Here is a 24025-nt window from a genome sequence, read left to right on the forward strand (position 1 = left end):
ATGGAAGCAAATCTATCCCTGTCAAAACGGTTGAATATTATTTTGCAAAAATGGAGGAGACCATATATGGGGGGTGTACTAAATATCCTAACAATCAGCTATTTGAGATTAGATAATCCAATGCGCCTTCGACCGCTGCAATCTGAGCATGAATACAGTTTTCATCATTAACTTTTGGGCTATCAGGATACACTTCTGTGGTTGATGAGTATTTAGTGCCGCTAAAACCCGCACATAATCCAAGCTTGCGGGTTGCATAATTAATTACGCCGTGTTGCTCAACCTTATCTCCAATCATTTCACCTTTATCATCAGCAGGTGCAATATGGGTGACTTTTTCTACGTTCTGAATGATCGCTTTTTGAAATTCAGGAACAGGGTTTTGTGTATCGCCAACCAAATAAAAGCCATCAGGTATATCCCAATGATCGAGTTCAATCGCATCTCTTGCAGCTAGCGCAGGGCGGAAAACGGAGTTATCGGTGTCTGTTGTTTCATGTAAATCTAGGTGTGCTAAAAAGCTAGCATCCAAAGATTTGATATAAGCCATGATGGTGGCTGCTTCCTGTGCAGGACTAGGGGTGCTAAAAGATCTGTTAGGGTCAACGGCTTCAGGGTTCCAGCGATTGATGGTTTCATAGCCCCATGGGCTGATGCAAGGCGCTACGACAAAGTTAAACTTATCTGAGTAATCTAACGCTTTAGTTTCAAGAAAGCGTAATGCACCCTGGACGCCACTGGTTTCATAACCATGTACACCGCCAGTGATGAGTATATTGGGTTTATTTTCATCCCATGATTTGGAATGAATAGCGAATAGGGGGTAACTTAATGGGGCGTTATCAACCGAATAATCTAAGCTACCGTATTGATGAATAGTGAAATGTTTACTGAGCTGATCAACTTTTGTCAGAACTTCGTCTTTGTATGAGCGTTTAATAGTTTGTTGCGAGAGCCACTGTGCCTTTTCTTTATTTCCCCATTTTTTTAACGTACTACTATTGCTGCTCATTGAATTACCTTTGAAATGTTTCTTAATTTCTTATGAATTTTTATGATTCAATTTATGATTTTTCTTATAAATCTATCAAAGGGTTATATTACTCAATGTAAAAAGTGCTGTCTCTATCTATAATGTTTATGAACTTAGTAATTCTTAAGGTTTTTATACTTGTGTTAAATTGGGAAAGAAGTTTTTCTCTTTAAGATAGGGATTAAACTTGAGCGCATGAATAATATTCTGCATTGCTAACGCAGGTTTGTTTTGGCGCAATCTGATCACTGCACGACCGGCTAAGGAACCAAAATGACGAGGTTCAAGTTCTAGCGTTTTAGCGATATCAATTAATGACTTATCGTACTTTTCTTGATGAAAGTAGACAGTAGCACGTTGATTCCAGCCTTCGGCATAATCAGGTTTCTTTTTGATGACTTTGTTGAGCACTTCTATTGCGCCATTAAAATCATAGGAACGACGTTTTTGCATCGCTTCTTGCATTAGCTCATCGATAGCATCATCACCTGACTGCATCCATTGCTTCCAGATCACTTGTTCGAGTTTACGAGCCTGCTGTTCGCTGGAAGCATGCTTTAAATCCATAAATAGTGAATCTAAAATCTTGCTACCCGCATATGTAGGTGAGTAAGCCATAACACTGAGTAGTATGATGAAGAAGGTCTGTTTAATCATTGAATTAGGGCTCATATCAATTCTCTTGGTTTGCAGTGGCTGTAATTCAAGCATAGACCAAAAACAATGATATTCAACTTTGATAGTTCATAAAGTTTATGATTTACGCAATTTTAGTTGGCACCTTATAGAGGTGTAAAACCTAACAAACTTTAAAAGTGATAGCTTACTTCTCTTTTTTCTCATTATTCGGCTCATCTATAAGCAATGGTCTGATAACGACTCTTCGATTAGTTATATGAACAAAATTGCTAGCACCTTTTAATAAAGGCTTGGTTTCACCAAATGCTTGCGTTGTGAAGCGAGACTGATGAATACCTTTCTTATAGAGGTAATTTTTCAGGGTATCAGCACGCTCAAGAGATAGCTTTTTGTTGTATTCAATTTCCGAACGCGAATCTGAATGAGTCTCGACTATAAAATTATAGCGAGTACAGTTTTTCATCACGTCGATAACTTTATCCAAGCTTCCAACCTTTTCGACATTTATTGCGGATTCATCAGAATCAAACAATTCCAAAAACTCCGGCGATAATATTTCACAGGAAGAATCATTCTTGGTTAGCTTGGAGCTGGTGTTAATTTTTGTGGCGCTATTTTTTTGATCAGTTTTTTTACTCGTATCATCTTTAGCTTTCGTGTCTTTTTTCTCATTTGTTTTTTTATTCTCTAGTTTAACTTTATCTGCAGAGTTCTTAGCTTGGCTCTTATCAGGATTTGCACTTTTTGGTAACAATGCTTTGTTTTGTTCTTTCTCGTATTCTTTGTCTGCTTTTACTTTCGTTTCGATAAAGTTTTCAATGGTTTTTAGAACGGTATCCTGATACCACTCCGTTAAATTTGAACAATCCGATGTACTGTGTCCCTCGCCCCAGGTAGATAGTCTAAAACTGGTTTTCGAGTCTCGTAATACCTTTGCGCCTTGTTGGAAAGATGTCCAGGTACTTGCTAAACAACAAGCACTATTAAACTGGATTGCTGGTTCCCCTTCTTTCGGTTTACTCAGGTGTTTCGGGTAAGAGGCAAACACAGATAATTCAGGTTGACCCTGAATAAGTTTGATATCTTCTTTGTTCAATAAAGTCATGCCAGCGACTTTTAATTTATCTATGACAGTCTGTTTTAAATTTTCAGGCAAGATAATGTCTCTTGTCTTAGCCCCTTTTATAATATCGTCAATATTGACATAGATACCTGTTAGACCGCGTAAAGACATAAAGTTCTTTTTATAATCTTCTTTTTCAACAGCTAAGGGTTCTTTTCCACATTGTTGGTATAAATTATTCTTTCTTGCATCGGCTAAAAGCTTGCTAATCTCTTTGTTTACTTGAGTTTTTGGCTCTGCTGTTTTTGCTTCTGGCTTTGCTATATCTGCAATGGAACTCGTTGACATAGCAGCATTAAAGATCAGTGCCGAAGTGACTGAGAATAATAAATTTACATTTTTTGATAATTTCATGAAGTGCTATTAATTATATTTTTGTCTGATTATATAACATGCAAGATAAGCCTAGGCTTAATTTCTTGATAAATGGTGTTTCTACCTCGCCTTTTTAAACTCACTGAATAAGCGTATTCTTATTATTTCTGAGGTTGAAGTTGATGCTAAATTAAAGACAACTTAAAGTATATTACTTTATAGGAAGGTAAATATCGTAGCGAGTAGATTTTCCAGTGATTTGAAAAGAAGGTTCTAGTGATTCCGTGAGTTTTTCCGCCAATCTTGGGCGCTTAACAACTATGCGTTTTTCAGCCTTGGTGAGTGCAAATTGCAGTACAGATTCACTGTCTTGATCATCACCCACTATATCGTGAAAGAATTGCATTTCCTTTTTTACTTGAGCTGTTTTATTCCGGCTAGGGAACATCGGGTCAAAGTAAATAACGTCTGGATATGATGTTTCATTGAGTGATTCTAAATAATCCATGGCACTTTGATTGACCAAAGAAAGACGACTCAGTATCTCTTCTAATTCGCTGTCAAAAACAAGTGAAGCTCTTTCTAATGCATCTTTTAGCAAGGCATGCACCACAGGATTTCTCTCGAGAATAGTGACATCGGCACCAAGAGAAGCTAAAACAAAAGCATCGCCTCCCATACCAGCTGTCAAATCTAATACCGTAGGATTTTGAATTTTTTGTAAGCCGACCGCTTTCGCAATATCCTGACCTTTTCCGCCTCCGTGCAAACGTCTGTGCTGTGTTTTGCCAGCCGCGAAGTCGATGGAGATTGAAAGTGCTTTATCTGGCTTTTTTTTCGCTACTTCGGGTACTTTTCTGAGTTCTAACTGGTCAGTACTAATATGCAGTAGATAATCTGGCGTAATTTTCTTTGTTAGAATTGGTATCGAAGTCTGTTGAGAGAGTCTGTCCAGTTTGATCTTTGGTACGCCACGATCGGCGGTAATAGCGATAACAGTTTTATTCATAATTTAGTTTGTTGAAGAGTATAAACGTCAATGAATAGTACTGTATTAATAATGCGGAGGAGGGTTTTCGTCTTCTTCTGAAACGAGCAAGTCTTCTTTATTGATAGACTGAATTTGTGTTTTTAGCAGTTCAATATGCTGAATTAAGATATTAATTTGTAACTGCTGTCGATGGACTTCACGATTGAGTGTTTCAATCGTGTTGTCTTGCTCCATCGACAGCATTTCCAAATTTTCTAGACGTTTTTCCATGATGAATTTAGTTAATACCTTTGCAGTATATTAACTTGTCTTTATAGGACGTCCTTTTTGAGCAGCTATTCGTAAACGCAATGCATTCAACTTAATGAAACCACCAGCATCAGCCTGATTGTAAGAACCTTGATCATCTTCGAATGTAGCCATACCTTCGTCAAACAAAGTGTCCTTTGATTTTCTGCCGACACATGAAACACTGCCTTTGTAGAGCTTTAATCTCACTGTGCCATTCACATACTCTTGTGACTCATCAATCATGCTCTGCATCATTTTGCGTTCAGGACTCCACCAGAAGCCATTGTAGATAAGATCAGCATACTTTGGCATTAATGCATCTTTAAGATGAGCAACTTCGCGATCTAGAGTAAGCGATTCGATTGCACGATGTCCTTTCAACATGATTGTGCCGCCCGGTGTTTCATAACAACCGCGTGATTTCATTCCAACATAACGGTTTTCTACGATATCTAAACGACCGACGCCATTGTCACCACCTAATTTATTGAGTGTCTCAAGCATTGTTGCTGGGCTTAATTCCTCACCATTTAATGCAACCGGGTCACCTTTTACATATTCGATTTCAATGTATGTTGGCTCATCAGGCGCTTGCTCAGGTGATACCGACCAACGCCACATATCATCTTCTGCTTCGGTCCAGGGGTTTTCCAGAATATCGCCTTCATATGAAATATGAAGTAGATTCGCATCCATAGAGTAAGGAGATTTCTTACCTTGTTTCTGGTAATCAATTTCGATGCCGTGTTCTTCAGCGTACTTCATTAATGATTCACGTGAGTTTAGATCCCATTCACGCCAAGGTGCGATAATTGCTACGCCTGGCTTAAGTGCATATGCACCAAGCTCGAAACGAATTTGGTCATTACCTTTACCGGTTGCACCGTGAGAGATCGCATCAGCACCTGTCTCATTTGCGATTTCAATTAAACGCTTAGAGATCAAAGGACGTGCAATCGATGTACCTAGAAGGTACTCACCTTCGTAGATAGTATTCGCGCGGAACATCGGGAAGACAAAGTCGCGAACAAATTCTTCGCGTAAATCTTCAATATAAATCTCTTTAACACCTGCTGCTTTAGCTTTCTCGCGAGCTGGCTCTACTTCTTCACCCTGACCGATGTCAGCGGTAAATGTTACGATTTCACAGCCGTAGTTTTCTTCTAACCATTTAATGATGATTGAAGTATCTAATCCACCTGAATAGGCAAGTACGACCTTTTTGATGTTCTGTTTGTTTGTGGCAGTAGTATTTGAAGACATAATTAATCCAATATTGGGCGCTATAAAGACGCGAGATTATACATCTAATACTGGAAATAAAGTAGAATCTACATCATGAAAATTAATGAAAATGTGTCTTTAAAAGACTTAAATACCTTTGGCGTCGAAGCTAAGACAAAATATTATAGTGAAATTTCAAATTTGCTGGATATTGAAGCGCTATTTGAATGGAAATCTAAGAATAACTTACCCGCATTATTATTGGGTGGTGGCAGCAATTTACTCTTTAAAAATGACTTTGACGGGATGATCGCAAAAGTCTGTTTAATGGGTAAAGATATCGCAAAAGAAGACGATGAAGCTGTTTATGTTTCTGCCGCAGCTGGGGAGAACTGGCATGACTTTGTGCGTTGGACGATTGATCAGGGATTCGCTGGATTAGAAAATCTATCATTAATACCAGGCTCTGTCGGTGCAGCACCGATTCAAAATATTGGCGCTTATGGCGTAGAGTTATCAAATACCCTTCATTCACTGCAAGCAGTGAATCTGGAAACTGCTGATATCCTCGAATTCGACAAAGAACTTTGTCAGTTTGGCTATCGTGAAAGCTTCTTTAAATCACAGGCTTTAGACAAGTTATTGATTACATCGGTTACGTTCCGTTTGCCAAAAAAGCCAGAGTGGCATATTAATTACGCAGGCTTACGCGAAGCCTTGGCAGGCGAGGTACTTACTGCAGATGTTATCAGCCAGGCTGTCATCTCAGAAAGGCAACGAAAACTACCTAATCCAAGCCAAATCGGAAATGCAGGAAGCTTCTTTAAAAACCCTGTAATGAAAGTCACAGATTTTGAAACCTTAAAAAGTGACCATGAAGGATTGCCAGGATTTCCTCAAACCCATAATGATGAAGTAAAAACCTCAGCAGGTTGGTTGATTGATCAATGTGGCTGGAAAGGTCATCGTGTCGGTGATGCGGGTGTTTCTGATAAACATGCTTTGGTTTTGGTAAATCATGGTAATGCAACGGGGTCAGAACTTTGGCAAGTAGCAGAAGATATTATCGCTTCTGTTGAAGGTAAGTTTGGGGTTACCTTAGAGCCTGAACCACGGGTAATCAAATAAAAAAGAGACATTAAAAATGTGCCCATATGTAGGGGGGTGACTCAAGATTAATTGAAGAGATATAAAGATATGAATACATACCGAATCTATCAAGTTGACGCTTTCACCAGAACAAAGTTTGAAGGCAACCCTGCCGGTGTAGTCGCCAATGCCGATGGTTTGAGTGATAAACAAATGCAATCAATCGCGCGTGAATTAAATAATTCGGAAACAGCATTTATTTTATCTCCGGATGAAAACAGTGATTTTGAAGAGCATGACATCTGGGTGCGATTCTTTTCCCCGACGACTGAAGTCCCTATCTGTGGGCATGCGACTGTTTCAGCGCATTATGTTTATGCGATGGAAAACAACTTACCTTCGTGTGTGCTAAAACAGAAAGTGGCTATAGGTATTCTGCCTGTAGAAATCATCCAGAATTATTCTGTTGCTGAAAGCCACGATAATTACAGCCACGGTGATTACAGCATTATGATGACACAGGGTAAGGTTGAAATCTCACCCACGGTTAGTCAGAAAATTAATGATGATATTCTTCTCGCTTTGGGCATATCAGAAGCAGATCGTGATCAACGTTGCCCGATACAGGTGTCATCAACAGGCCATTCGAAAGTGATGATCGGCATCAATAGCGAAGATACATTACATGCACTAACACCCAATATGTCGGCGTTAGCTTCCATCAGTGAGTCAGTGAATTCAAATGGTTTTTTTGTGTTTGCGCTGAATGATGCTGCTATGAATGATAAAACAGATGATTCTATTATTAGTCATGGGCGAATGTTTGCTCCTGCAATAGGTATCAATGAAGATCCGGTAACGGGTAATGCAAATGGCCCTTTAGGTGCTTATCTGGTCAAACACAAAATACTGGAAGTCGATCAGAATGGAAAAGATCAAGTCAGTTTCAGAGCCATTCAGGGTGAAGCGATGGGAAGACCGGGTATTGTCAATGTCATTGTAGATTCTGAAAATGGTTTACCTGTAACAGTACGCATCGGTGGTGATGCGGTAATTGCGTTTAAGACAGAGATATCTGTTTAACTTGTAATATTAACGAGTAATAAAAAAAGTGCCTTAAAGTAGGGGGGTGACTTTCAATCTATTAGTCATCCTGATTAGAGACTATATTGCCTTTCTCTATACGTACAATTTGATCCATCGCATCAAGTCCAGAAAGATGATGCGTGATTAAGATCAAGGTGCGTTGTTTGTTGTTTTCAATGATTGATTGCAGCATGTTTTTTTCGGTAATACTATCAAGCCCTTCACCTGGCTCATCCAAAATCAGAATAGGTGCAGCTTTTAATAAGGTACGGGCAATACTGATGCGTCGCATTTGACCGCCAGAAAGTTTATGGCCTGCTTCACCAATCCAGGTGTCATAGCCTTCAGGCAGTTCCATAATAAAATCATGAATCTGGGCCACTTTACAGACAGCCTCTAATTCACTGTCCGTAGCTTTGCGGTTTGCTAATAACAAATTGCGTTTAATGGTGCTGTTAAACAGTGTGCTGTGTTGCGATGCAACGGCAAATTGTGAGCGCAGTTCTTCACCATCAAGTTGCTCGATAGGAACACCGCCAAAACTGATTTCGCCAGAGCTTACTGGCCAAAACTTCATTAGTGCATTGATTAAACTACTCTTGCCCGAACCACTTGGCCCGACGATCGCAATATTTGTACCTGTAGGGATGTTTACGCTTATGTTTTGTAAGGCATCAGTTTCCTGTGATGGGTAACGTAAGCTCATATTGTTAAACACTAAATCTGCAGAGTCAGGTAGTGGGTGTGGAATTTCTGGTTCGATAATGGCAGGTTTACTGTCCACAATATCAAATAATCGACGCGCAGCTGCGAGTGTTGTGGGTAAGGTTTGAAACGCCAAAGACAAGGGCATGATCGCTTCAAAGCTTGCCATGGTGAACAGGGCGAGCATTGGTAAACTCGCAGGCCCGATGGCTTCACTGTTAACCATTGGGATAGCGATAATCAACATTAACAGCACGCATAGATTTGCCAATAACCCAGACATAGCCTGTGAGCCACCATTGAGTGTGGCCAGCGATTTTTGATCTTTTAACAGACCTTCACTGAGTTGTTCAACATAATCAGAATGTCGCTTGGCTGCGTCATTAATCAATAACTCACTCATGCCCTGAGTGCTATCCATGACTGCTGAGCGTAATTCTGAGGTGATTTTTGATTGTCTGCTAGAGGCTGAATATCCCCAGCGATTTATCAGCAAAGGTAATAAAACACCCGCGGCAACTAAAAAGAATAGTTCGATAAATGCCAGTGTCTGACTATATTGCCAGAGAAATATAACGATAATAATACTGCTGATAAAAGCTACCGTTACCGGTGCGATGATACGTAGATAGAAGTTGTCTAAAGTGTCTATATCAGCACGAATTCTACTGAGTAAATCACCACTGCGATAATTTTGTATAACCGCTGGCGCAAGAGGTTCTAAGTGATCATAAAACCAACTGCGTAAACTGGCGATTAATCGAAACGTTGCTTCGTGGGTAACAAGACGCTCTGCATAACGACTGCTGGTGCGAATAATGGCAAAAGCGCGTATTAACGCGGCGGGTGTAAAATAATTAATCGCCGCGCCTGTTATTCCTGCGATTGCCATACTCGCGATGAACCAGCCAGATAAGGCCATAAGCCCGATATTAGCCAGAATAGTGAGCAGGGATAACACCACCCCAAGCAACATCCAGCCCCACCAGGGTTTGATCAGGGTAAACAACCTGCGCATGACTTGAAAATCACTAAGCATGGTGTTGATCTCCCTGTTCGAAAAGATCGACCATTTTTTGATATAAGGGGTTTTCTGCCATTAAAGTTTGATGGTTAGCGATTGCAACGACGCGGCCTTTTTCGAGTAATACCACGCGATCAGCTTGTTGTACAGTATTCAGTCTATGGGCGATACTGATGACGCAACGGTCTTTTGAGAGCAGTTGCAGACTTTGTTGAATCAGTGCCTCACTTTCCTGATCCAAATAAGCTGTGGGTTCATCGAGCAATAGTAGTGGCGCATCTTTTAAGAATGCTCGCGCCAAAGCGATTCTCTGGATTTGTCCGCCCGATAATCCTGCACCGCGTTCTCCTATGTGAGTGTCATAGCTGTCAGGCAGTGACTCGATATATTCATTAATCAACGCTGATTTTGCGGCATTTTTCATTGCTGAATCATTGGCGGATGGGTTTGCCAAACATATATTTTCTCTGATGGTTCCCTGGAATAAATGAGCGCGTTGTGGCATCCAGGCAATATTGTGTCTCCATTCATTGAGATGGTCCTGTCTCAACGGCTTTTGATTGATAACAATCTCACCTTGTTGCGGACTGATAAAACCAAGCAATAAGTTCATTAGCGTGCTTTTACCCGCGCCACTTGAACCAACAATGGCAATATTTTCATTGGCTTTAATGCTTAGTGAAAGATGCTCAAGTGCAGGGCGGCCAGGTTCGTACTCAAAACTGACGTCCTTAAATTCAATTTTTATGGAATTAGTTATTCCAAGGGTTTTGTTCTCAACAATACTGCTATGAGACAATTCACTAGATGAACTAGAAGCTAAATCATTATTAACCGGAACATCTTTAAGCAGAGTACTCTTAACCAAAGCACTCTTAATCAAAGTACTCTTAACCAAAGCACTCTTAATCAAAGTACTCTTAATCAAAGTATCTTCACTTTTAACGTCATCAGGATGCAATATTTCAATCATTTTTTCAGCGGCACCAATAGCTTCCATACGCGCGTGATAATGGGTTCCCATATTGCGCAATGGTTGATAAAACTCAGGGGCTAGCAGTAACGCAAAAAAACCATAGAAAAAATCTAATTCGCCATACATCAAGCGAAAACCAATCAGTACTGCGACCATCGCAATACTCACGGTTGATAAGAATTCTAGTAATAACGATGATAAGAAAGCCACACGCAAAACCGACATGGTGCTTTTGCGGTAATCATCTGAAATTCTGGCGATGAGTTGGGATTCTCGACGACTGGCATTGAACAATTTGAGTGTCGTGAGGCCTTGAATCATATCCAGAAAATGAGCACTCATTCGTGCCAGTTTGCGCCATTGTTTTTTATTCAGGCGTTCTGTTCCTTTGCCAATCATGATCATGAAAAACGGAATCAGAGGGGCCGTTACCAGCATAATGACACCCGAAATCCAGTCGATGGGGAAGATGAAAACCAGAATGGAAAGTGGGATAAGTGCCACCAATGACATGGTTGGCAGATACCTTGCGTAGTAATTTTCCAGTGCATCGACACCATCGACAACGGTGTTGATGAGTTCGCCACTTCGTTCGTTATTCAAAGATAAGGGACCGACTTCGAACAAGCGATCGTGTAGTTTTTTTCTTAGGTCGCGTTTAACGCGAAGAGCCGCTTCTACCGCTGTGTACTCCGAAGCCCAATTGAGCCCGGCACGAAACAGATAGACAAAAAATAAAGCAACAAAGTAGCTACTTAGATTAGCTACTGTTGCCTTTTCAAAGATGACATTGTTGATAATGTTTGCCAGACACCAGGCCTGAGCGATCAGCAGTAGGCCTGATAATAATCCCAGACCTACTGAAAAGCGTAAGTATGCGCCCGTTGTTTTCTTTTGAGCTTTAAGAAATTCTGGACTAGCAGAATCTTTAGCGTCAGACATAGCCACATATCTTACTTAGTTTTTTAGACATCTTATTAGTTAACGTTTACTCATCTTCATCAAGGCCATTTAACTCAAGCCACATGACGTTAATGATGCCAAAAGCACAAGCCAGTAAAACACCAAGAATCCAGGCAAAATACCACATAATTTTCTCCTATTTGTACTTTAATTAATAAAGGCTGTGCTGTTTTGCACGAATGTCTTCAACACTGTATTTACCCCAAAGTTTCACATAACACCAAACGGTGTAAATTAAAATAATGGGTACGAATAATAATGTCGCAATTAACATGATTGATAAGGTCAACTCACTAGAAGCCGCATCCCAAATAGTTAAGCTATGATTTGGGTTAACGCTTGATGGAAGAATGAAAGGAAATAGTGAAAATGCACCCGTCAAGATTATTCCAAACATACTTAACGTAGTCATGGCAAAAGCCACTCCCGCTTTACGCGCTCGGACAAATATAAATGCTCCAAAGGCTGCCGCAAAACCAACAATTGGTGCGAAGATGGTAAATGGATAGTCTTTATAATTGGTTAACCATGCGCCTTCAAAAATCTCAACAGTCTTACCTAAAGGATTTGCCGGTGCAGCAGTATTAATTTTGCTAGTTATGGCGTAGCCATCAATACTTGTCCACAACCATAAACCTTCTATGGCAAATATCGCAATCACAGCAATCGCTGCAAATTGTGTGTAAGTGCGGGTACGTTTATAGACTTCGTCACCACAACGCATCATGAGATAAGCACCACCATGCATAACAAACATTGAGATGGCTAATAAACCAGAAAGCACAGCAAATGGATGTAATAGACGGAAAAAGTTACCGTCATAGAATGAGCGTAAATAATCGTCATAGTGAAAAGGCACGCCTAAAAACAGATTACCAAATGCCACGCCCAAAATTAATGGTGGAACGATACCCGAAATGAATAATCCCCAATCCCAGGTACTACGCCATTTTTTATTTTCCAGTTTAGAGCGGTAATCAAATCCTACCGGTCTAAAGAACAAAGAAAATAGCATCAACATTAACGCCAGATAAAAACCGGAAAAGGTGGTTGCGTAAACAATCGGCCATGCTGCAAAAATTGCGCCTGCAGCTAAAATTAACCATACCTGATTTCCATCCCAATGCGGGGCAACCGCATTGATGGCAACACGGCGTTCTTCATCGGTTTTACCCACAAACGGTAATAACATACCGACGCCCATATCAAATCCTTCTGTCATCGCAAACCCTAGCCATAGTATTCCTACTAATAACCACCAGACCATTTTAAGCGTTGTGTAATCTATAAATTCCATAATAGTTCTCCTTATAGCAACTCGGCTTCTGGGGTTGATGAATGAGGGTGATACATTTTTCCACCTTCTTTTTCGTGGTAGTAACGACCCGTATGTAAGCTACTTGGACCTAGGCGGGCAAACTTTTGCATAAGATAAACTTCGATCACCAAAAGTATGGTGTAGAAAATAACGAAGCCAATTAAGCTGTAAAAAATATCATTGTAAGTCAGAGAAGAAACAGCCATAGAAGTAGGTAAAATCTCACCCACAGCCCATGGTTGGCGACCATACTCAGCGACAAACCAGCCAGTCTCGATGGCTACCCATGGCAGCGGTAAACTGAGGAAGGAAATCCATAAGAACCAACGTTTTTTGAATACTGTGCGTCTTGCCGTAAATAAGAAAGCCAGAGCAAATACAAAAAGCATGGTGAAACCAGCTGCAACCATAATTCTGAAAGCCCAGAAAATTGGAGCAACATGTGGGATGGTGTCTTTGGCAGCCGCCTTGACTTGCTCTTCTGTAGCATCCACCACATTAGGTGCAAACTGCTTTAAGTGCAGGGCATAACCAAGCTCACTTTTAGTTTCATTAAAGCTTTGTTTCTCAACTTCGGATGCTTCACCTTTGCGCACTTTTTCGAAAAGAGCATAGGTCAGCTTACTATTACGAATACGTTGTTCATTTTCGGCAATAATATCTTTTAAGCCTTTCACTTCTTCATCAAGTGAGCGCGTTGCGATAATGCCTAAAGCATAAGGAATTTTCACCGCATTGTGCGTTTCCTGTGCGTCCTGATCAGGAAATCCGAATAAGGTAAACGCAGCAGGTGCAGGTTCTGTTTCCCACTCTGCTTCAATGGCAGCGAGTTTTGCTTTTTGTAACTCGCCAGTCTCATAACCACTTTCATCACCAAGTAAAATAACGGATAAAATAGAAGCTAAACCAAAGCCAGCCGCAATGGCAAAAGAACGTTTGGCAAAACCTATGTCGCGTCCCTTCAATAAGTACCAGGCACTGATACTCAAGACAAACATAGAACCAGCCACATAACCTGCTGAAACCGTATGAATAAACTTCACCTGCGCCACAGGGTTGAATAAAACCTCAGAAAAGCTGGTCATTTCCATGCGCATGGTTTCGATATTGAATTCTGCACCAATCGGGTTTTGCATCCAGCCATTGGCGATTAAAATCCAAAGCGCTGAAAAGTTAGTTCCGAGAGCCATTAACCAGGTTACGGTGAGATGCGATACTTTGCTTAAACGATCCCAGCCAAAGAAGAATATGCCGACAAAGGTTGATTCCAGAAAGAATGCCATCAATCCTTCAATCGCCAGCGGGGCACCAAATATGTCACCCACATAATGTGAATAGTACGACCAGTTGGTACCAAACTGGAACTCCATGGTCAAACCCGTGGCAACACCCAAGGCAAAGTTAATGCCGAATAATTTACCCCAGAACATAACCATGTCCTTGTAAATCTGTTTACCCGTCATAACGTAAACTGACTCCATAATGGCCAGTATGAACGTCATTCCTAAGGTTAATGGTACAAATATAAAATGATATAAAGCGACAGTGGCAAACTGCAAGCGCGATATATCGACGACTTCTTCTGGAATCATGATAGCGATGCTCTCTTGTAGGTTGTATTAGTAAATTAGTAAGTTCTTATTTATATTCGGTAACGCTTAGTGTGTCTTTGATAATTAACAAAGTGCCAGATTTTTTTTATTAAAAACATTGCAAATATCAAGTGGCAGACTATTTCTGTATTTTTTTAGGCACATTCGGGTGTATTGGAGGCAAAGCTAAAACAAAGCTGGGGGCATGTATATTGGAACAAAACTTAAATTTCTTTAATAGCGGAATGCTATATAAGTTCAATAATAACGACGATGAAAAGGTTGATAAAAAGACCTATAAAAAAGTGCCTAAAAGTAGGGGGGTGACTTAGTTATTAATTAAATCTCAAATTTCCCTGTTTTTATCCCATTGGTGGTTTACGCTTTAGTGAATCCATGAATAAGATAAATAATTGAGAAAAAATGAAATCAGAAAATCAAACAACTCTGGGAATTCTAGGAACAGGTCACTTAGCCACTTACACGGTTACAGGACTCAGACATTCAGGCGATCAGCGACGCATAATTCTCAGCCCAAGAAATGCAGAGAGAGCTAAATATCTTGCTGATAATAAGAATTGTGAAGTCGCTGAGAATAATCAAACGGTTATCGATCAATCAGATTTGATTCTGTTAGCCGTAAGACCTTGGCAATTGACAGCGTTACTGGAAGGTCTGGTATTCCCTAAAGATAAGATCGTGGTTTCTGCAGTTGCGGGGCTAACCATTGAGCAGGTCAGGAATAAGGCAGATTTGCCCGAGAAACTGGCTTTGATCTTGCCCGGTGTTGCCGCTGAAAATGCACTAGGTTTTGTCCCCATTTATCCTGAGATACCTGAAGTAAAGGCTTTAGCTGATTCACTGGGTAAAACAATTGCTTTCAAACAAGAATCTCAATTTGAAGAAGCATCAGCAATGGCTTGCTTGAATGGTTGGATGTATCGCTTTTTTGATGAGCAATTTAACTGGTTAACCAATAACGGTGTCGATGCCGAGGATGCTCGTAATATGGTTTTGCATAATACTATCGGAGCGGCGAATTATGCCTTGGGTAGACCGCAAGAGGGTTTAGATGAATTGGCAGCTGAAATAGCCAAAGATGGTACGTATACCAAATTAGGCTTAGATAAACTTGAAGCGGGTGGAGCTTTTCAACAATGGAGTGACGCGCTAGATATGATCAAAGCCAAGCTAGATGCCAGTGACGAATAGAGGTTTGTTATAATACTTTACTCACCCCCCTACTTATAGGGGGGTTTTAGTGTCAGTTATCTTTCATAAATCCTAATACTGAATTTCTACATCGTTTAATGGATAGGAACAGCAAGCCAGAATATATCCATCATCGACTTCCTTATCACTGATTCCACCGTTATGCACCATGTGCACATCACCTGATTTCTTTTTCACTTTACAGGTTCCGCAGACACCAAATTGACAGGCGCTTGGGATATTCAAACCCGCTTCTAATGATGTTTCTAATAAGGTGATTTTCTGATTGGATGGCAACGATTTCCCAGAATTTAAGAAAGATACCGTGGTCGTTACAGACTCATCCAGAAAGACGTCATCATGCTCAACTTTTTCTGCTTCCAATACCGGCATATCGAAGCTTTCTTCGTGATAATGACTCATGTCAAAATCGGCGGCGATTAAAATATCACGCACCGTTTGCATAAATATTGCAGGACCACAGCAATAGATTTCTCGTTCGAAAAAGTCGGGTGTGGTTAATTCAAGAATTAATTGGTTAATACGACCGGTGTATCCCGTCCACGGAAGGAAGGGTTCGCGCTCTTCCACAATCCATGCAATCTGAAAGTCCGGGATTCGTGTGGATAGTCTTTCTACCTGTTCTTTGGCGATGATATTCGATGGGCTGCGTGCGCAGTGGATAAAACTAATGTCTAACTCACCACCGCGATCGAATAAGTATTTCGTCATCGACAACATCGGCGTGATACCGCTACCACCAGAAATAAAGCAGTATTTATCCGCATCGTGATTATATAGATGAAATTCGCCAGCGGGGCCAAAGGCGCGTAACTCCATGCCTAGTTTGAGGTTTTCAAACATCCATTTACTGCCAATACTATTCGGATTTAATTTAACCGTTATGGATAAAGACAGCGGTCTGGAAGGGCTGGATGAAATGGTATAGGTGCGGTAAATCTTTTCGCCGGGCATAGGCAATTCGAGTGTAATAAATTGTCCCGGGGCGAAACTAAACCAGTTATTGGCGTGAGTACGAAAAGAGAAGGTGATGACATCATGCGTTTCAGGCACGATATTAATCAGTTTTAACATCGAACTCTGCGATTCCCACGGTTGGCTTTGGTCTAAATACAGGTAGGGAATTTTATTCTGATCAAAACTCGGCTTTTCAATACCTTCTTCATCTTCTTCGGGCTTTTTCGAAAACTTTTTCAGATTGGCTTTTTGTAACAGGTCAATCGCTGAACTATCGTGGTGTGACGTTTTATTATCATATACAGTCGGCTTTTGAGAGGTGATTGGCGCAGCTGCTTGTAGATCTACAGCATTTTCGAGTTCAATTGCAGGAGTCAATTCACCAGGGATTATTGGAGCCAAGCCTTCGATATAGATCACATTGTTTTCTATGGAAGATGCTTTTCGTTGACTGATTTCTTGATACCAGTTGATAAACTGTATTACGCCATCTTCATGTAAAACGGAATAGGGGCCAGGCATATAGTTGGGTGATCGAATTCCTTTCTGGTTTTCTTCAACCAATACTAAATCTTGCTGGTTAGTCGCTTTCCATACGGTGGTTAGTGTCTCTAGATCATAATCTTTGCCTTCAACGGCGTCTTTATGAACCAACCATCTCGTGGTTACCTTGGTTCTGTTGGTGCTTAATGGGGTGACACAAAAAGTAATTGAATGGTCAGATAAGAAGTGGTTCCAGGTATTTGGATAATGGAAAAATAAAAGCGTGCCAAGTGCTTTGTCTGTGGTATCGACCATTAATTTTTTAGAGGCAACTTTACCATCCAAGGTGAAAGATTCTGCTTCATGATGCAATGGCATTCTAGTAATACGGTATTGGCCATCGTCGCTAAGGTGAAATTTAGCGGGAATATTCAATGCAGCACATTTATCCCAGTGGTCTTGTACTATTCTAGAGGTTGGGTCTAACTCATCAGGTATTCCAGTGATTGATGGGTCGTCAGAATAGGTGCGACAAAGTTCCGGGTGACTGCCTGCGCAGTGGTAACATTCACGATTATTTTCTAAGACTAATTTCCAGTTTCCTTCCTCAATAATACTGCTTTCGTGGACTATTTTTGCATCTTCTAAGTGATGTGATTTCAAGTAGGGAGAAACGGTGCGTTTGAATTTCTCAAAATCAGGTGCATTATCGCTAAGACAAAGATAAATGATACCTTCAATGGTTTCGCAATTAACGCTATGTAGTTTATGCTCTTTTGGGTTGAAATCTTCGCCCATATCTTTGGCATATTTCAACTTGCCTGAAAGATCATAGGTCCATTGATGGTAAGGACAGACTAACTGGGATTTCTGGCCTTTATCTTCTTTGCAAAGACGAGAGCCGCGATGTCTACAGGTGTTATGAAAGGCTTTAACGCTATTGTCTTCTGCGCGTAAAACGATGATATCGTAATCACCAATTTCATAACGAAAGAAGTCTCCCACATCCTGTATTTGGCAATCGTGCCCGATAAAAAGCCATTCGCTATAAAAAACGTTTTCTAAATCAGCCTGAAAAATATTCTCATCATTATAAAACGCTTGAGGCAAACTCCAATTGGGTTTGCAGCTTGTGAGGTGCTTTAAAAGCTCATTCTGAGAGTTATTGATTTTCATTTTTATTAGCCTGTACCATCGAAAAATGCCATTCACAGAAAACGCATATTTTTAAACGCTAATTTAAACTATTTGCTTTAGAACTAGACATAAAACAAATTCAAAATAAAGCTTAAAACTAGCGTGTAAAACCAAACTTAAGAATGGGTATTTCTCGGATATTAAACAGACAATTTTTTTTAAGCAATCAGTCAATTGCTTCGAGGCAAAATCTACTGTGAAGAGGTCGCTTTTGAATAAAAGCGAGTAAAAAAGTGAGCAAAAAAGTGAGTATAAAAGAGCTGAAAGAGGAGTAAAAATCCCTTAAAAAAATAACAGTATAAAACGTCATTGCATAATAAAAAATTTGAGAAAAGTATAAGAATGGTTAATTTTACAGCAATTTAAATCATCAAAAAGCCTTATAGACGGTCAACCTTAATAATAAAATTAAATATCATTGAACTATTGTATAATAACTAATCACGTATATGATGATTGAACCAACGTATTAGTTCTATGTCTTATTTATAACTTAAAATTATATTTAGAGGGATGGCTATAGGAAGTTCAAAAAATAGACTGCGATTAGTTGCAGAACAATTTAAGACTTAAGCAATGAAGGAGCATAATCATGTTAGGTATTTGTGATATAGAAGGTATGAGCGGTTGTACCGAAGAGGTAATTGATGCGATAGCTATCCACGAACGTGTCTCGGATACGGTTGCGTGTCAAATCGCTTTTGATTTTATTAATAGTCATGGTGGTGTTCCCAGACTTCGCAGAATCATCAAAAAAGATATTGAAATGGCAGAAAATCTTGGGGATTTAGAACAAGTAAAAAAACTGAAGGGTGTGTTAGAGCGTTTCCTAATGACTCAGCGTAAATATTACCAGGGCACAGTAGCAAGTCTTAAGCACTGAATAAAAGATCCTGAACACTAGACATTCAGTATAAGACACGATTATTAATAGCCTATCTGGCAGTTTTGCTAGGTAGTATTATTTATGGTTGTGGATGACTCTTATAAACACTCGTGTAACAAATCCATGAAACAAGCTAATTGCAATAAACTCTTGTCAAAAGCAGTCTGATTCAGGAATTGTCAGTAATTAAATTCAATAAGCTTCAGTTAAATAGCCAACGCATTTTTTTTACATAAAAACGTTACTTGAATCCATCACTTAGTGTTCACTCATACGATCTCATTATCGTATTCTTAACTGCCTTACTTTTCGTTAATCAAATACTTGTAAAACCTTGTGCGTTTTATGTCTGCGCTTACATCAAACTATCCCTAGAAATCATTGAACCATCGCTTAAGTCATTTGTCTTATTTAGATCCTAAGATGATTAATTTTAGGAAAAAAAACGTGGTTAAGACCATGGAAAAAAATATCAAAAATTTAAATAGTTGCTGAACAATAATGAATCTATTGACCCGTTGAAGTTGGGCTGGGTTAAGTGAAAAGATTCGCGAAAATAACCAATAAGAGGAGCGGTATCATGATAGGTATTTGTGACATTAAGGGTATGAGTGGCTGTACTGAAGAAGAAATTGATGCGATTGCTATGCATGAGCATGTTCCGGATGCAGTCGCGTCTGAGATAGCGTTTTATTTAATGAACTGTGAAAGCGGAATCCCCGAAATTCGCAGAATCATCATTGAAGATATTGAAATGGCCGAAAATAATGGGCATTTTGAACAGGCAAAAAAGCTAAAGCGTGTGTTAAAGCACTTTGTGGTATCACATCGTGATTATTATCAGGGAAGAGTCGTAAATACTCAGCACTGATAACTGATCAATAAATACTAGAATGATGATTAACAGGCTATCTGGCAGATTTTCTGTTGGATAGCTTTAATCAGTAGTTTTGTTAGAAAAGTTGCTAAAAACGAAATTCAATAGGCGCCATTTGAAAGCCACCACTATTCATATTATCAAACACACCATTCGTTTCCATTACGTATAACAATGCCAAAGCAGCCGCGATCGCAGTAATTACTGCAAGGCCAATCTTAATGAAACTGTAAGGGCGTTCACCCTGTATGGTTCCATTACGGCCGTTGATAACGTAGCGATAGGTTTTACCACGGTATTCAAACGCAGCTGACCAGACAGGCAACAGCACGTGTTTGAAGGTAGTATCCTGGTGATGTGTATTTACCGCTGAAATTCGCTGGTGATCACCGCCAATATCATAACGAATCGACTGATTGATTTTATGCTCCATGATATTTTCGGCTTGAAGGAAACCCTGATCGACAGTGACCTGATAAATCTCGCTACGAAAACCACTGATATATTCTTCAGAATAGGGAACCAGATTATCCAGATCCCAAGGTTGCAGGTGATCGATAATGGTTCTGGGTAATGTTTTAGACGCACCAATTAATACATCATCAAAATGTAAATCTACTTGCCCACCAACAGGTTTCCAACGGATTCTAGGAACTGTTCTTACGCGTTGTACACGTCGACCATCGACAACTGTTGAATAAACCTGACGATCATAATACGTGGTGCCGCGCTGTCCGCGATACTGATTGAATGTTTGGCTGTCGTAAGTCCAGTAAGGTAAATAAATACCGACTAATTTTTCTTCGCGTTTGCTGTGGCTTTTTAACGAAGAGGGCGCGAACCAGTGACTGCCTATCCATTTATCAAATATTGCGATCGCTTGTTTCTTCTCAAACTTAAAAGGCAGTAACGACTTAGGTTCGATAAAACGCGCATAGCGGGTATCTGTGATGACCGGAGTGGCACAATAAGGGCATTCGCCGGCATGCTCATTTTTTTTAAAACTAAATTCTGCACCGCAAGATGGGCACTGGATAACGGGAATTTCATTCGCATTTTTAGGGTCAGCGTGTTGCAGACGATCTAGTTCTTTTAATGCTTGTTTGAAGTCGACTTCTTTTATGGGTTCGGCTTTGGTGTGGACGGGGTAATGATGGCCACAAGAACGACACACCAAGTCTTGAGAAGTAGGTGAATAGATTAAATCTGAACCACAGTTCTTACAACTAAAATGGGCTTGCGTAATCACATGCTCATTTTCTTTGGCTGTTTCATCTGTGCTGTTAAGAGGTTTAAATTTAACCTCTTTGTCGAATAAACTACTCACTACTGTTGTGTCTCATTTTTCTATCATGCTAGATGAAGTTTAAGACACCCCCCTACTTATGGGGTGTTTTTCATGGAACTGTAAAAAAGTGCCTTAAAGTAGGGGGGTGACTTTGTAGTTAGGAATGTTGTTTAAATAATCGTGACTTATAAAGGTTTAACCTAAATTAGTTACGATTTTGGCAATTCAGGTGGCTCAGCCTGATCTTCGTCAAACAAACCATCCAGGGCTGCTATAGATTCGATAGACTTCCACTTTTCCATGCCATCAATCCACGCCAACGTGCCCGGCGAAATTTGTTTATTCATCGCAAGCTGTTGTAGTTCGGTTAAATCAAACGGTCCAGCGGCTTTTCTATCAATCGCTACGTGCCAGTTTGTATCTGGCAATGGCGGTGGAGCAGGGGCAGGATGTGCTTGTGTAGTATGTGTTGGCATAGGAGCAGCTGGCTGGGTATTCATATCGTTTGCCATTTTATTCGCCATGGCAAAACCTAGTCCCATTTCAATGGCACTACCAGCACCACCACCCGTTGAACCATTTTGCATCGATTCTGCTGCACCAAACTGGATGTATTTATCCAGATTACCGATCATGCCCATGCTGGTACGTTTATCAAGTGCTTCTTCAACCGCTGGTGGCAAGGATATATTCTCAACCAGAACCTTAGTCAGTTCGAGTCCGTAATCTTTGAATTCAGGTGCAATACGTTGTGTGAGTAATTCACCTAACTGCCCCTGATTACCTGCAAGATCAAGTACCGGAATATCAGAACTGCCCAGGATATCTGTGTAGCGCGTGACGATTAAGTTGCGCAGCTGACTGCTGATCTCATCGACGGTAAAATGACCGTCAGTGCCGACGATCTCAGTGATGAATTTTGCGGGGTCATCAATACGGATATTGTAAGTTCCAAAGGTACGTAAACGCACCATATTGAACTCTTTATCACGCATCATAATCGGGTTTTTAGTACCCCATTTAAGATCGACAAACTGACGTGTATTAAAGAAATAAACTTCTGCTTTAAAAGGACTTTCAAAACCGTGATACCAGTGCTGAAGTGTCGACAGGATTGGTAAGTTCTTGGTTTCAAGTTCATACAAACCGGGGCCAAGTACATCTGCTATCTGGCCTTCACTAACAAAAACCGCGATTTGTGATTCGCGAACGGTCAGTTTAGCGCCAAATTTGATTTCGTTGCCGTAACGCTGAAAACGATAAACCATCGTATCAACACTCGAGTCCGTCCATTCGATAATATCAACGAATTCGCCAAATAACTTATCCCAGATTCCCATGTTTACTTCCTCTGATATTAATTTTCAATTACATTTGTAATGAATAATAAGCCGATGATTAAACCACTTTAACCATCGGTAATTGATTGTAATTAACCTTTGCTAATCGCTTTTGCTGCTTCACCCGCTACTTCATTCACTGGGTTGTCAGCACGAGATTTAGCCGCTACCAATGCAGCGCGTAATTCGCCTTCCATATGCACTAATTCTTTAGCCGCATCTGCACGTTTCACTTTACCTTCTTCGGCAATTTTTAAACTGTCGTTAATGGTTTCGATGAGCTGTGTATTGGCTTTACGAACTGATTCGATATCGAATACGCCACGCTCCATCTGCTGACGAACTTCTGCATTCGCTGTACGTAGGTTATCGGCATTGCTTTCGAGTAAATCGTTAGTAAGGTCAGTGGCTTGTTTCACCGTATCAGCTGTATCACTCATACGGAAAATCGTCACAGCCTGTGCTAACTGGTTTTTCCAAAGAGGCACAGTATTAATCAATGTTGAGTTAACTTTGTTGATGAGGGTCTTATCGTTTTCCTGAACTAAACGAATGCTCGGTAAGCTCTGCATCGCTACCTGACGCGTTAAACGTAAGTCATGAAGTCTACGCTCAAGATCATCACGAGCGCTTCTTAGATCTCTAACCGCTTGCGCAGCGAGCATATTCTCAGCGTCTTCTTCTGCAATTTTTGTTATTTCAGGGATTTGATTTTCATCGATCATGCGAAGTTTTTCATCACCCGCTGAGATATAAAGCTCAAGCTTGTGGAAATATTCAAGGTTAGCATCGTAAAGTTTATCTAAAGAAATGATGTCGGTAAGTAGCTGTGTTTTCTGCTCTTCCATCTTGTCTGTAATATTATTGATTTGCTTACGCACATCTTCGTATTTGCTCAAGAATACAGATACAGGTTTTGCTTTACCGAATAAACGTGCAAAGAAACCTAATTTTTTGTTTGGGTTAAGTGCATCAATATCAAAACCACGAATCGTAGCAATCATGTCATTTAACGGTGCGCCAGCTTTGCCTAAATCTTTATTACGCACACCTTCTAGCATGTTCTCAGAGATCGTACTCATCTCTTCCTGCGCTTTACTACCGAAGAATAGAATGGAGCTTCTATCTTCTACATTAATCTCTGAAATTAACTGATCGATGTCTTTTTTCTCATCACTGTCAGCTTTACTGTAAGCAATGATCTCTTTTGAGATTTCTTTGTATTCTGCGATTTCAGTACCTGGCAGAATTGCTACGTCAGTTGTTGTAGCTGTTTTTGTGGTAGTTTCGGACATGAAAAGGTTCCTTTATAAACGTTTAAATAAGTTAGTCAGTTAAGGTCGGCTACATAAGTTATATAGTTATTATATGGCCGTTATATAGCTCTATTTAGCT

General features: G+C 40.2%; 20 protein-coding genes. 5 read left to right on the forward strand and 15 right to left on the reverse strand.

All coding sequences use genetic code 11. The features are described 5' to 3' along the window. Positions 1–94: 94 nt before the first annotated feature. From Q1A31_RS18000 to Q1A31_RS18025, 6 genes are all read right to left on the reverse strand, one after another. Positions 95–1012 carry a M14 family metallocarboxypeptidase gene (locus Q1A31_RS18000; RefSeq protein ID WP_299880101.1) on the reverse strand — a complete coding sequence of 306 codons (918 nt, stop codon included), beginning with the start codon at positions 1010–1012 and terminating at the stop codon, positions 95–97. Between the two features lie 153 nt (positions 1013–1165). Next, positions 1166–1705 (reverse strand): hypothetical protein, encoded by a 540-nt coding sequence (locus Q1A31_RS18005; protein ID WP_299880105.1) that lies wholly within the window; start codon positions 1703–1705, stop codon positions 1166–1168. Between the two features lie 151 nt (positions 1706–1856). Continuing rightward, positions 1857–3149, reverse strand: a complete 1293-nt coding sequence (locus tag Q1A31_RS18010) for an OmpA family protein (RefSeq protein WP_299880108.1) — start codon at positions 3147–3149, stop codon at positions 1857–1859. Between the two features lie 172 nt (positions 3150–3321). Next, on the reverse strand, positions 3322–4119 hold the full coding sequence (locus Q1A31_RS18015) for a class I SAM-dependent methyltransferase (RefSeq protein ID WP_299880111.1): 798 nt from the start codon (positions 4117–4119) through the stop codon (positions 3322–3324). Between the two features lie 45 nt (positions 4120–4164). Continuing rightward, positions 4165–4371: a SlyX family protein gene (locus Q1A31_RS18020; RefSeq protein ID WP_299880161.1), complete on the reverse strand. Its 207-nt coding sequence runs from the start codon at positions 4369–4371 to the stop codon at positions 4165–4167. Between the two features lie 30 nt (positions 4372–4401). Continuing rightward, the gene (locus Q1A31_RS18025) at positions 4402–5655 is read right to left on the reverse strand and encodes an argininosuccinate synthase (protein ID WP_299880164.1); all 1254 of its coding nucleotides are present in this window, start codon (positions 5653–5655) and stop codon (positions 4402–4404) included. A gap of 75 nt (positions 5656–5730) precedes the next feature. Here Q1A31_RS18025 and murB point away from each other — a divergent pair, with 75 nt between their 5' ends. Continuing rightward, positions 5731–6744, forward strand: a complete 1014-nt coding sequence (murB, locus tag Q1A31_RS18030) for a UDP-N-acetylmuramate dehydrogenase (RefSeq protein ID WP_299880167.1) — start codon at positions 5731–5733, stop codon at positions 6742–6744. Positions 6745–6813: 69 nt separating this feature from the next. Next, entirely contained in the window at positions 6814–7788 is a 975-nt protein-coding gene (locus Q1A31_RS18035; protein WP_299880170.1) for a PhzF family isomerase, read from the forward strand. A 61-nt stretch (positions 7789–7849) separates the two neighbouring features. Here the strand turns inward: Q1A31_RS18035 and cydC are convergent, their stop codons facing one another. From cydC to Q1A31_RS18060, 5 genes are read right to left on the reverse strand one after another with little or no spacing between them, the layout of a single operon-like run. Next, positions 7850–9535 carry a thiol reductant ABC exporter subunit CydC gene (cydC, locus tag Q1A31_RS18040; protein ID WP_299880173.1) on the reverse strand — a complete coding sequence of 562 codons (1686 nt, stop codon included), beginning with the start codon at positions 9533–9535 and terminating at the stop codon, positions 7850–7852. Further along, positions 9528–11438 carry a thiol reductant ABC exporter subunit CydD gene (gene cydD / locus Q1A31_RS18045; protein WP_299880176.1) on the reverse strand — a complete coding sequence of 637 codons (1911 nt, stop codon included), beginning with the start codon at positions 11436–11438 and terminating at the stop codon, positions 9528–9530. Before cydD ends, cydC begins: the two co-directional genes overlap by 8 nt. Before the next feature lie 46 nt (positions 11439–11484). Then, the gene (gene cydX / locus Q1A31_RS18050) at positions 11485–11586 is read right to left on the reverse strand and encodes a cytochrome bd-I oxidase subunit CydX (protein ID WP_022954336.1); all 102 of its coding nucleotides are present in this window, start codon (positions 11584–11586) and stop codon (positions 11485–11487) included. 24 nt (positions 11587–11610) lie between these two features. Next, the gene (cydB, locus tag Q1A31_RS18055) at positions 11611–12756 is read right to left on the reverse strand and encodes a cytochrome d ubiquinol oxidase subunit II (protein ID WP_299880182.1); all 1146 of its coding nucleotides are present in this window, start codon (positions 12754–12756) and stop codon (positions 11611–11613) included. An 11-nt stretch (positions 12757–12767) separates the two neighbouring features. Then, complete coding sequence (locus Q1A31_RS18060; protein WP_299880185.1) at positions 12768–14369, reverse strand: cytochrome ubiquinol oxidase subunit I; 1602 nt, start codon at positions 14367–14369, stop codon at positions 12768–12770. Between the two features lie 423 nt (positions 14370–14792). Between Q1A31_RS18060 and Q1A31_RS18065 the strand changes: the two genes are divergently transcribed. Then, entirely contained in the window at positions 14793–15581 is a 789-nt protein-coding gene (locus Q1A31_RS18065) for an NAD(P)-binding domain-containing protein (RefSeq protein WP_299880188.1), read from the forward strand. Positions 15582–15653: 72 nt separating this feature from the next. Here the strand turns inward: Q1A31_RS18065 and Q1A31_RS18070 are convergent, their stop codons facing one another. After that, the gene (locus Q1A31_RS18070) at positions 15654–18218 is read right to left on the reverse strand and encodes an SRPBCC family protein (RefSeq protein WP_299880191.1); all 2565 of its coding nucleotides are present in this window, start codon (positions 18216–18218) and stop codon (positions 15654–15656) included. Positions 18219–18831: 613 nt separating this feature from the next. Between Q1A31_RS18070 and Q1A31_RS18075 the strand changes: the two genes are divergently transcribed. After that, positions 18832–19122, forward strand: a complete 291-nt coding sequence (locus Q1A31_RS18075) for a hypothetical protein (protein ID WP_299880194.1) — start codon at positions 18832–18834, stop codon at positions 19120–19122. Between the two features lie 583 nt (positions 19123–19705). Beyond that, entirely contained in the window at positions 19706–19996 is a 291-nt protein-coding gene (locus Q1A31_RS18080; protein WP_299880197.1) for a hypothetical protein, read from the forward strand. A 94-nt stretch (positions 19997–20090) separates the two neighbouring features. Here Q1A31_RS18080 and Q1A31_RS18085 read toward each other — a convergent pair whose 3' ends face one another. From Q1A31_RS18085 to Q1A31_RS18095, 3 genes are all read right to left on the reverse strand, one after another. After that, positions 20091–21329, reverse strand: coding sequence for a primosomal protein N' (replication factor Y) - superfamily II helicase (locus tag Q1A31_RS18085; RefSeq protein ID WP_299880200.1), 1239 nt, complete (start codon positions 21327–21329; stop codon positions 20091–20093). A 170-nt stretch (positions 21330–21499) separates the two neighbouring features. Further along, entirely contained in the window at positions 21500–22630 is a 1131-nt protein-coding gene (locus Q1A31_RS18090; protein ID WP_299880203.1) for an SPFH domain-containing protein, read from the reverse strand. A gap of 92 nt (positions 22631–22722) precedes the next feature. Further along, positions 22723–23925: a toxic anion resistance protein gene (locus Q1A31_RS18095; protein WP_299880206.1), complete on the reverse strand. Its 1203-nt coding sequence runs from the start codon at positions 23923–23925 to the stop codon at positions 22723–22725. Between the last annotated feature and the right edge of the window lie 100 nt (positions 23926–24025).

It is taken from the genome of uncultured Cocleimonas sp. (assembly GCF_947495625.1).
Lineage (GTDB): Bacteria > Pseudomonadota > Gammaproteobacteria > Thiotrichales > Thiotrichaceae > Cocleimonas.

Coding starts and splice junctions, on each gene's coding strand:
- Q1A31_RS18000 (WP_299880101.1), bottom strand. CDS start 1,012: ATGAGCAGCAATAGTAGTACGTTAAAAAAATGGGGAAATAAAGAAAAG.
- Q1A31_RS18005 (WP_299880105.1), bottom strand. CDS start 1,705: ATGAGCCCTAATTCAATGATTAAACAGACCTTCTTCATCATACTACTC.
- Q1A31_RS18010 (WP_299880108.1), bottom strand. CDS start 3,149: ATGAAATTATCAAAAAATGTAAATTTATTATTCTCAGTCACTTCGGCA.
- Q1A31_RS18015 (WP_299880111.1), bottom strand. CDS start 4,119: ATGAATAAAACTGTTATCGCTATTACCGCCGATCGTGGCGTACCAAAG.
- Q1A31_RS18020 (WP_299880161.1), bottom strand. CDS start 4,371: ATGGAAAAACGTCTAGAAAATTTGGAAATGCTGTCGATGGAGCAAGAC.
- Q1A31_RS18025 (WP_299880164.1), bottom strand. CDS start 5,655: ATGTCTTCAAATACTACTGCCACAAACAAACAGAACATCAAAAAGGTC.
- murB (WP_299880167.1), top strand. CDS start 5,731: ATGAAAATTAATGAAAATGTGTCTTTAAAAGACTTAAATACCTTTGGC.
- Q1A31_RS18035 (WP_299880170.1), top strand. CDS start 6,814: ATGAATACATACCGAATCTATCAAGTTGACGCTTTCACCAGAACAAAG.
- cydC (WP_299880173.1), bottom strand. CDS start 9,535: ATGCTTAGTGATTTTCAAGTCATGCGCAGGTTGTTTACCCTGATCAAA.
- cydD (WP_299880176.1), bottom strand. CDS start 11,438: ATGTCTGACGCTAAAGATTCTGCTAGTCCAGAATTTCTTAAAGCTCAA.
- cydX (WP_022954336.1), bottom strand. CDS start 11,586: ATGTGGTATTTTGCCTGGATTCTTGGTGTTTTACTGGCTTGTGCTTTT.
- cydB (WP_299880182.1), bottom strand. CDS start 12,756: ATGGAATTTATAGATTACACAACGCTTAAAATGGTCTGGTGGTTATTA.
- Q1A31_RS18060 (WP_299880185.1), bottom strand. CDS start 14,369: ATGATTCCAGAAGAAGTCGTCGATATATCGCGCTTGCAGTTTGCCACT.
- Q1A31_RS18065 (WP_299880188.1), top strand. CDS start 14,793: ATGAAATCAGAAAATCAAACAACTCTGGGAATTCTAGGAACAGGTCAC.
- Q1A31_RS18070 (WP_299880191.1), bottom strand. CDS start 18,218: ATGAAAATCAATAACTCTCAGAATGAGCTTTTAAAGCACCTCACAAGC.
- Q1A31_RS18075 (WP_299880194.1), top strand. CDS start 18,832: ATGTTAGGTATTTGTGATATAGAAGGTATGAGCGGTTGTACCGAAGAG.
- Q1A31_RS18080 (WP_299880197.1), top strand. CDS start 19,706: ATGATAGGTATTTGTGACATTAAGGGTATGAGTGGCTGTACTGAAGAA.
- Q1A31_RS18090 (WP_299880203.1), bottom strand. CDS start 22,630: ATGGGAATCTGGGATAAGTTATTTGGCGAATTCGTTGATATTATCGAA.
- Q1A31_RS18095 (WP_299880206.1), bottom strand. CDS start 23,925: ATGTCCGAAACTACCACAAAAACAGCTACAACAACTGACGTAGCAATT.